The organism is Mesorhizobium sp. B2-4-7 (genome assembly GCF_006442685.1).
Classification (GTDB): Bacteria; Pseudomonadota; Alphaproteobacteria; order Rhizobiales; family Rhizobiaceae; genus Mesorhizobium.
On the sequence record NZ_VFVH01000006.1, the window covers coordinates 317976 to 327618 of the forward strand.

General features: G+C 64.4%; 3 protein-coding genes. All 3 read left to right on the top strand.

The features are described from left to right. Nucleotides 1-152: 152 nt before the first annotated feature. The 3 genes from FJ946_RS18920 (at nt 153) to FJ946_RS18940 (ending at nt 9542) form a co-directional block, all read left to right on the top strand. Nucleotides 153-5651: an alpha-2-macroglobulin family protein gene (locus FJ946_RS18920; RefSeq protein ID WP_140567440.1), complete on the top strand. Its 5499-nt coding sequence runs from the start codon at nt 153-155 to the stop codon at nt 5649-5651. 212 nt (nt 5652-5863) lie between these two features. Then, nucleotides 5864-7957, top strand: a complete 2094-nt coding sequence (gene pbpC, locus FJ946_RS18930) for a penicillin-binding protein 1C (protein ID WP_140567442.1) — start codon at nt 5864-5866, stop codon at nt 7955-7957. Nucleotides 7958-8516: 559 nt separating this feature from the next. Then, complete coding sequence (locus tag FJ946_RS18940) at nt 8517-9542, top strand: sulfate ABC transporter substrate-binding protein (protein WP_140567445.1); 1026 nt, start codon at nt 8517-8519, stop codon at nt 9540-9542. Nucleotides 9543-9643: the final 101 nt, after the last annotated feature.

Below are 9643 nucleotides of genomic sequence, written 5' to 3' on the forward strand. Positions count from 1 at the left end.
AGAATGCGTGATCCCCTGTCCTATGGAGGTACTACCGGCTGTTGGCCGGAAAGGAAACCGTTGGCAGGCGGAACCCTGCCGCGTCCTCATGTTGACAAGCCTGAGTGAAGCTTGAACATGCCCGGACGTCTGCAAATTGTCTGGAGGGTGTTATGGCAATGCGCGCGGCTCGTCGTCTGTCTTTCCTGATCCTTCTCTTCTTCGCCTGGGCCAATGTCTTGGCCTGGGGTAACGTCGCGCAAGCGGCCGAAGCACGGCGAGTCGCAACGACCGACAATTCCGACTATTTCGGTTTCGACCTCCGGTCCGACCAGAACGTCACGCTCGATCAATGCAAGACCACCTGCCTGGGCGATCCCGCCTGCCGCGCCTTCACCTATAACACCAAGGCCAAATGGTGCTTCCTCAAATCCGATTATAACCAGTTGAAGCCCTTCAACGGCGCGGTCGCGGGCAAGGTCGTCAATATCGACGGCGATCCCGACATCGGCGCGCCGCCGGAACTCGCCTTCGTCCCCAACTGGATGGCCGACCAGGCCCAGCAATACCGCAATAGGCTGCTCGGCCCGGCCTATGACAGGCCGACTGAGGGCATGGCCGCGCTGACCACGGCGGCCGAGCAGGCGGTGCTCACCGGCGATCATCGCACTGCCATGCAGAAATACGAGGCCGCGGTCTCTGTCATGCCCGACGATGGCCAGCTCTGGCTCAACCTGGCGCGCGAAACGCTTGCCGTGCAGGCGGCGGCCAACACATCCGAGGCCTCCACCTTGCCGGCAAACGGTACGTCGGCCGCCTTCAATGCCTACAAGCTCCTGCGTACAGCCAGGACCCGCGCGGAGACGCTGGCTCTCATCGGCTCCGGCCTCGACAAGCGCGACCTCTATCGCCCCGCCCTCCAGGCCTATGAAGCCAGCCTTGCCCTGATGCCCTCGCCTGCGGTCCAGGCCGACTATTCCGATCTCAAGGCTCGCAAGGGTTTCCGCGTCATCGACCACACCGTCGATGCCGACACCAGCGCACCGCGCATCTGCGCCCAATTCTCCGAGGAATTGGTCAAGACCGGCGTCGATTACGCACAATTCGTCACCGTCGACAACCAGCCGCCCAAAGGCGTTGAAGCCAAGGACAAGCAGATTTGCGTCGAAGGACTGGAACACGGCAAGCATTATGACGTGACCTTCCGCGCCGGCCTGCCAGCCGCCATCGGCGAAGTGACCGCCGCGCCCGTCGTGCTGTCGATCTATGTGCAGGACCGTGCGCCTTCGGCCCGCTTCACCGGCGACAGCTTCGTGCTGCCGGCCGGCGCGCGCCGTGGCATCCCCGTCGTCACTGTCAACATGAACGCCGCCGAGATGAAGCTCTATCGCATCGGCGACCGCTCGCTGGCCCAGCTTCTGTCCGGCTACCAGTTCCTGCATCAGCTCGACAGCTACGACATCTCAAACATTTCCGAGCAGATGGGCGAGCCGGTCTGGGAAGGCCAGCTCGACATCGCCAACGACCTGAACAAGGAGGTCACCACCTCCTTCTCGGTCGACGAGGCGCTGCCGCGGCGCAAGCCCGGCGTCTATGTGCTGACTGCCCAGGCTGTCAGCGAGAAGAGCGACGACTACAACTCGATGGCCACGCAATGGTTCGTCGTTTCCGACATCGGCCTCTCGACCTATACCGGTCAGGACGGGCTCAATGTCTATGCCCGTTCGCTGGGCAGCGCCAAGCCGATAACGGGCGCCGAACTGACGCTGGTTGCCCGCAACAACGAGATCCTCGGCACCGCGACTTCGGATGCCGATGGTCATGCCGTGTTCAATCCCGGCCTGACGCGCGGCGACGGTGGCATGGTGCCGGCCGTGCTGATGGCCAGGCAGGGCGATAACGACTTTGTCTTCCTCGACATGGCCCGCGCCGGTTTCGACCTGTCCGACCGCGGCGTCACTGGACGCGCAGCGCCGGGCGCGCTCGATGTCTACGCCTGGACCGAGCGCGGCATCTACCGCGCCGGCGAGGAGGTGCATGTTGCGGCTCTTGCCCGTGACGGCGCCGCCAAGGCGGTCGAGAACCTGCCGCTGACCTTCATCTTCTCGCGCCCGGACGGCGTCGAGGATCGCCGCATCGTCAGCGATGGCGCGTCAGCCGGCGGGCACGCCGTCGATCTGCCGCTCCAGCCAAACGCCATGCGCGGCACCTGGTCGGTATCGATCTATACCGATCCCAAGCAACCGGCCGTCGCCAGCCAGATGTTCCTGGTCGAGGATTTCGTGCCGGACCGCATCGAATTCGACATGAAGGCCGACAAGCAGGAGATCGCGCAGGGCGAAACCGCCAACATCACCGTCGACGGCCGCTTTCTCTATGGCGCACCGGCTGCTGGCCTCGCGCTCGAAGGCGAACTGACCCTGTCGACCGCGCGTGACTGGGACCGCTTCAACGGCTATTCCTTTGGCCTTGCCGACGAGCAGTCGTCGGAACCGACCGTCACCCCGTTCACCGATCTTCCGGTGGTCGGCGAGGATGGTAAGGCGACCTTCCCGGTCTCCGTCGAGCAACTGCCGTCGACCACGAAGCTCATCGACGCCAAGGTGACGGTCCGTATGCGTGAGACCGGCGGCCGCGCAATCGAGCGCTCGCTTAATATCGGCATCCGCCCGCAAGGCCACATGATCGGCATCCGGCCGGACTTTGCCGATGATGAAGTGCCGCAGGGCGGCACGGCGAAATTCAGCCTGATCGCCGTCGACCCCGACGGCCAGCGCGAGGCGCTGAAAGGTGCGCAATGGTCGCTGGTCAAGGTCGAGCGCAATTACCAGTGGTACCGCTCCAACAACTCATGGAATTACGAACCCGTCACCTTCACCAAATCGATCGCCAATGGCCAGGTCGACCTTGGCGCCGACGGCGAGGCGACAGTGTCGATCCCGGTCGACTGGGGCCGCTACCGGCTCGAGGTCGAGACGGCGGATCCGGAAGGACCCGCGACCAGCTATGAGTTCGATGGCGGCTGGTATGTCTCCTCCACCACCACCGAAACGCCTGATGGTCTCGAGATCGCGCTCGACAAGGGCAATTATGCCGCCGGCGAAGTGGCCAGGCTCAAGGTCTCGCCGCATTTTGCCGGCGAACTTCTGGTCAACATCGGTTCCGACAAGCTGTTGAAGACCGTCACGGCGTCGGTGCCGGCCGGCGGCGGCACGGTCGACATCCCGGTCGGCGACGACTGGGGCGCCGGCGCCTATGTCACGGCAACCCTGTTCCGGCCTGGCGACGCGCAGGAAAGCCGCATGCCGGCCCGCGCCATCGGCGTGAAATGGCTGAAGGTCGATCCGGGCTCGAAGAAGCTCGCCGTCACCCTTACCCCGCCGGACAAGACCATGCCGCGCCAGCAGCTGTCGATCCCGGTCGCGGTCGCCGGCGTAGAGCCCGGCAGCAACGCCTATGTCACTGTCGCCGCCGTCGATGTCGGCATCCTCAACCTGACCAACTACAAGGCGCCGGATCCTGAGAATTGGTTTTTCGGCCAGCGCATGCTGGGCATGGAAATCCGTGATCTCTACGGCCGCCTGATCGACGGCTCTCTCGGTACTATGGGCAAGCTCAGGACCGGCGGCGACGGCGCCAACATGCAGGCGCAGGGCAGTCCGCCGACCGAAAAGCTGGTCGCCTTCTTCTCCGGCCCGGTGCAGCTCGATGCCGACGGCAAGGCACGCGTCGACTTCGATATTCCGCAGTTCAACGGCACGGTTCGCGTCATGGCCGTCGCCTGGACCAAGGAAGCGGTCGGCCACGCCCAGTCGGACGTGATCGTGCGCGATCCGGTGGTGATCACCGCCGGCCTGCCGCGCTTCCTGGCGCCCGGCGACGCCGCCGTCATGCGGCTCGACATTGCGGACACCGACGGTCCGGCCGGCGACTATGCGCTGTCGATCGACACGACGGGGGACCTCTCGACGGGCGACAAGCCCCTGCCCCAGAAACTGACGCTGGCGCAGGGCAAGCGCCAGACCCTGACCGTGCCGCTGATCGCACAGACGGCAGGCAATGCCTCGCTCACCATCAAGCTAGCGCACGCCGACGGCACCAAGGTCGAGCAGACGCTCTACGTGCCGGTCCGTCCGGCACAACTGCCGGTCACCACCCGCATGGTGGTCGACCTCAAGGGCGATGGCGGCGCGCTGCGCGTCGACAAGGAGCTTTTGGCGGCAAGCCTGCTCGACGGCGCTTCGGTCAGTGTCGGCGTTTCGCAGGCGGCGGCCTTCGATGTGCCTTCGCTCCTGATGACGCTCGACCGCTATCCCTATGGCTGCGCCGAGCAGACCACCAGCCGGGCGATGCCCCTGCTCTATGTCAACGAAATGGCCTCGGGCGTCGGCATGGAGAGCGATCCCGAGCTGCGTGGCCGCATCCAGGACGCGATCTACAAGGTGCTGAGCTACCAGGCTTCGGGCGGCAGCTTCGGCCTGTGGGGCCCGGGCTCCGGCGATCTGTGGCTCGACGCCTATGTCACCGACTTCCTGACCAGGGCGCGCGAGCAGAAATACGACGTGCCGGCGCTCGCCATGAACCAGGCACTGGGCAATCTTCAGAACTCGCTTGGGTACGATCAGGACGTCCAGGACCGCGGCAGCGAGATCGCCTACGCGCTCTATGTGCTCGCCCGCAACAAGAAGGCCTCGATCGGCGATCTGCGCTATTACGCGGACACCCAGCTCGAGGCCTTCACCAGCCCGATGGCTGTCGCCCAGCTGGCGGCGAGCCTGGCGCTCTATGGCGACGCCCAGCGTTCGGAAGCGACCTTCCAGACGGCGCTGCGGCTCGCCAAGTCGAGCACGGACTATGACTATTATCGGTCGGACTATGGCTCGGCGCTGCGGGACGGCGCCGCGATGCTGGCGCTGGCGGCGGAATCAAAACCGGCGCCGACGATCGTGCCGGAATTGATCAAGCTGGTGACCAAACAACGCGCCGAGGTCCGCTGGACCAGCACCCAGGATGAATCCTGGATGCTGCTGGCGGCCCGGGCACTGAAGGAAGGCAATGATTCGATCACGCTTTCCGTCAATGGCGCGCCGCATTCCGGCGGCTATTCCAGCCAGGTCAACGGCAGCGATCTGGCCGACAGCCCGCTCACCATCGCCAACACCGGCAAGACCCCGCTGCAGGCCGTCGTCACCACCGTGGCGTCGCCGGTACAGCCCTTGCCGGCGGGAGGTGACGGCTTCACTATCGAGCGCACCTACTACAAGCTCGACGGCACCGAAGCCAATGTGACGGAGGCAACCCAGAACGAACGCTATGTCGTCGTGCTCAAGGTCAACGAACAGAACAACTGGCCTTCGCGCCTTTTGATTACCGACCTTTTGCCGGCCGGCTTCGAGATCGACAATCCCGGCCTGGTCTCCAGCGCGCAATTGTCGAACTTCTCCTGGCTGGCGCAGACCGACGCCGCGCATCTGGAATTCCGCGACGACCGTTTCGTCGCCGCCTTCAACCCCAGCGACGGCGACCACGACCACAATCTGACGCTCGCCTATGTCGTGCGCGCCGTGACGCCGGGCATCTACGCCCATCCGGCCGCAACGGTGGAGGATATGTACCGGCCGCAATATTCGGCCCGTACCGCCACCGGCATGATGGAGGTCAAGGCGCCGTAAGGTGTCGCGGCGGACATGAACGTGAAGTTTGCGCTGCCCCTCATTGCCCTGCCGGCACCTTCTCCCCGTTTAGTGACGGGGAGAAAGGGGCCTGCACCAAGGCTTTCGCCAATTTTCAACGTTACAGAAAAGGCGCCGACGATTGCGACAGCTCCCTTCTCCCCGCCACTATGCGGGGAGAAGGTGCCGGCAGGCGGATGAGGGGCAGCGCCATGCCCTCAAGAAAATTCCTGCGCCGCGCGGCTATCGCTAGCACCTCCTTGGTGGCTGTTATTGCTGTTTCCGCCGCTACCCTGTGGCAGCTCGACCGCGCCTTCCCGCCTCCGCTTCCTGAAAAGCTTACCGTCTCGACGGAAGTCCAGGACCGCGACGGCCAGCTTTTGCGCGCCTTCGCCACGCCTGATGGCTATTGGCGGCTCGAAACCCGCCTCAACCAGGTCGACAAGCAGTTCGTCGACATGTTGGTCACCTATGAGGACAAGCGCTTCTGGAACCATGAAGGCGTCGATGTGCTGGCGCTTGCCCGCGCCGCCGGCCAGTTCGCCACCAGCGGCCACATCGTGTCCGGCGGCTCGACGCTGTCGATGCAGCTTGCCCGCCTGATCGAGCCGCGCGACAGCCGCAGCCTCGGCTCCAAGCTCAAGCAGATGCTGCGCGCCATCCAGATCGAGCGGCGGCTGTCCAAGCGCGGGATTCTCGAACGCTATCTGACGCTGGCGCCCTATGGCGGCAATCTCGAAGGCGTGCGCGCCGCTTCGCTCGCCTATTTCGGTAAGGAGCCGAAGCGGCTCACCGTCTCGGAAGCCGCGCTTCTCGTCGCCCTGCCGCAACTGCCGGAAAAGCGCCGGCCCGACCGCAATCTCGCGATCGCGCACGCCGCCCGCGACCGCGTGCTGTCCCGCATGGCCTCGGCTGGCCTGCTTGGCGAACGCGAGGCCGCGCGCGCCGCGCTCGACGATGTGTCTGGCCTGCGCCGTAGCTTGCCGGCGCTCGCCGCGCACGCCGCCTATGCGATGCTGCCCAAGGCGGTTCCCGGCCAGCCGCTCAAGCTGACGATCCGCAAGAGCGTCCAGGAAGGGCTGGAACAGGTAGCGCGCGACGCCGCCGCCAAGCTTGGGGCGCGTCTCTCCGTCGCCATGGTGCTGGCCGATTCCCGCACCGGCGATATTCTAGGTGAAGTCGGCTCGGCCAATTTCTTCGACGCCAGCCGCTCCGGCTGGATCGACATGACCAAGGTCGTGCGTTCGCCCGGCTCGACGCTGAAGCCGTTCATCTACGGTCTTGCCTTCGAACAGGGACTGGTGGCGCAGGAAATGCTGATCGAGGACAGCCCGGCCGATTTCGGCGGCTACCGGCCGAAGAATTTCGATATGGGCTACCAGGGCGACGTCAGCATCCGCGAGGCGCTGCAACTGTCGCTCAACGTGCCGGCGATCCGCGTGCTCGACGCGGTCGGTCCCGCGCGGCTGACGGCCCGATTCCGCCAGGCTGGGGTAAACCCGATCCTGCCGGTCAACGAGGCGCCGGGCCTGGCCATCGGCCTTGGCGGCGTTGGGATTACGCTGCGCGATCTCGTCCAGCTCTATACAGGGCTCGCCAATGGCGGCAAGACGCACACGCTGCATGATGGCACCGAGCCGGCCGATGCCGACCGCACCACCGCGACCATCCTCGACGACCAGGCGAGCTGGCAGATCATCGACATTCTGTCGGGCGTCAAGCCGCCCGAGGGTGCATTGCAGCGCGGCATCGCCTACAAGACCGGCACCTCCTATGGCTACCGTGATGCCTGGTCGGTCGGCTTCGACGGCCGTTACGTGCTGGGCGTCTGGGTCGGCCGGGCCGATGCAGGCGCGGTGCCTGGCCTGTCCGGCTATGTGTCGGCAGCCCCAATTCTGTTCGAGGGCTTTGTCCGCTCGGGTCTCGCCACCGTGCCGCTGCCGGGCAAGCCCCCCGGCGCCTTCACTCCTCGACGTAACGACCTGCCTGTGACGCTTGCCCGCTTCGGCGCCGGGTCCGACGGCCTGGTTCAGGCCTCGACCCCCACAGAGCCCGCGCCGACCATTATCTTTCCGCCCGACGGCGCCCGCGTCGATCTCGCCACCAACTCGGCCGACGCCTCGCCGCTGGTACTGAAGCTGCAAGGCGGGCGCGCGCCGTTCCGCTGGCTGGCCAACGGCAAGCCGCTGACCGGCATCGACCGCCGGCGCACCGCGACATGGCAACCGGACGGCACCGGCTACTCGACCTTGACCGTAATCGATGCGGCGGGACGCGCGGCAAGTGTGAAGGTGTTTGTTGAATAAGATTGCGCAAGCGATTCAGGGGATTGCGCTTCTTCGCCTGAGGTACGGCGCCTCGCGACAATACTCGCGACGCTAGTTCCTTTACCCGCAATCTCCTCCCAGCCCGCGCCGACGCCCTGCCCGCCGACTTCGTCCGCGTTGCCGGCCCCTTGATCCGCCAGGATATCCGTTACGCCGGAACGGACAATTTTCCTGTACCGCAAGCGAAGCGACGGCAAACCGCAAGCCGCTGCTCGGCGCGATGCACTCGGCCGGATTCAAGAACTATGCACGCGAATGGCGGCACCTTCACGCTGAACCACGATCCCTCCGCCAAGCAGCGCTTCGATTTCCCAGTCCAGCCGGATAGCGTGCCGACCAAATGCCACAGCCTTGCTTCGGCCCCGCTTGTTCCTAGATAGGTCGATGGGGATTCGCCAGCGGACGTTTGAGGGAAAATGTTTCTCCGCACCGCGAAATCAGGTCCAAGATTTTCTCCAAAACGACAAAAAAGGCAACATTTAATGCATCTAAATTCTACCAATTCGGTAGATTTGACGCGGGTTCAACGGAGGCAGAAATGACCAAACCTCGTTTCAGGAGACTGCTCGGCGCACTGGTCGCCACGTCTGTCCAGTTCGGCACGCTCGGTTTCGCGTTCGCCGATACCACCATTCTCAACGTGTCGTACGATCCGACACGCGAGCTCTACAAGGCCTATGACGAGGCCTTCGCCGCTCACTGGAAAGCCGAGACAGGGGAAACGGTCACCATACAGCAGTCGCACGGTGGATCGGGCGCACAGGCCCGGGCCGTGATCGACGGCCTCGACGCCGACGTGGTGACGCTGGCGCTCGAAGGCGATATCAACGCCATCGTCTCCAAGTCGAAAAAGATCAATCCGGACTGGCGCACGAAATTCGATAACAATTCGGCACCCTACACCTCGACCATCATCTTCCTCGTCCGCAAAGGAAACCCCAAGGGCATCCACGACTGGAACGACCTGGTCAAGGACGGCGTCCAGGTGATTACGCCCAACCCGAAGACATCGGGCGGCGCACGCTGGAACTATCTCGCCGCCTGGGCTTATGCCAACGCCAATGACGGTGGCGACGAGGCCAAGACGAAGGAGTTCGTCGGCAAGCTCTATGCCAACGCTCCGGTGCTCGATACCGGTGCGCGCGGCTCGACGGTGACCTTCGCGCAAAAGGGCCTGGGCGACGTGCTGATTGCCTGGGAAAACGAGGCCTATCTAGCGCTCGACGAGTTCGGTGCCGAAAATTTCGATATCGTCTATCCACCGATCTCGATCCTGGCCGAGCCGCCGGTCGCTTTGGTCGACGCCAATGTCGATGCCAAGGGCACGCGCAAGGTCGCCGAAGCCTATCTGGGCTGGCTCTATTCCAAGGAAGCGCAGACGATCATCGCCAAGAACCACTATCGTCCGGCCAAGCCCGATCTGGTGCCGGCAGAGGACCTGGCCAAGCTACCGCCGATCAAGCTGGTCACCATCGACGACCCACAATTCGGCGGCTGGAAGAAAGCACAGCCTTACCATTTCGGCGATGGTGGTATATTCGACCAGATCTACAAGCCCCAGTAAGCAGTCGATATTCAGGACGATATGATCACAGCACCCGCTCGGGCGGGTTGGCGGTTTCGACAGCCGAGCGTCATTCCGGGTTTCGGATTGACGCTCGGCTT

What these genes read in the sequence shown, in the direction of transcription:
- FJ946_RS18940 (WP_140567445.1), top strand. Translation starts at nt 8,517, where the DNA reads ATGACCAAACCTCGTTTCAGGAGACTGCTCGGCGCACTGGTCGCCACG.
- pbpC (WP_140567442.1), top strand. Translation starts at nt 5,864, where the DNA reads ATGCCCTCAAGAAAATTCCTGCGCCGCGCGGCTATCGCTAGCACCTCC.
- FJ946_RS18920 (WP_140567440.1), top strand. Translation starts at nt 153, where the DNA reads ATGGCAATGCGCGCGGCTCGTCGTCTGTCTTTCCTGATCCTTCTCTTC.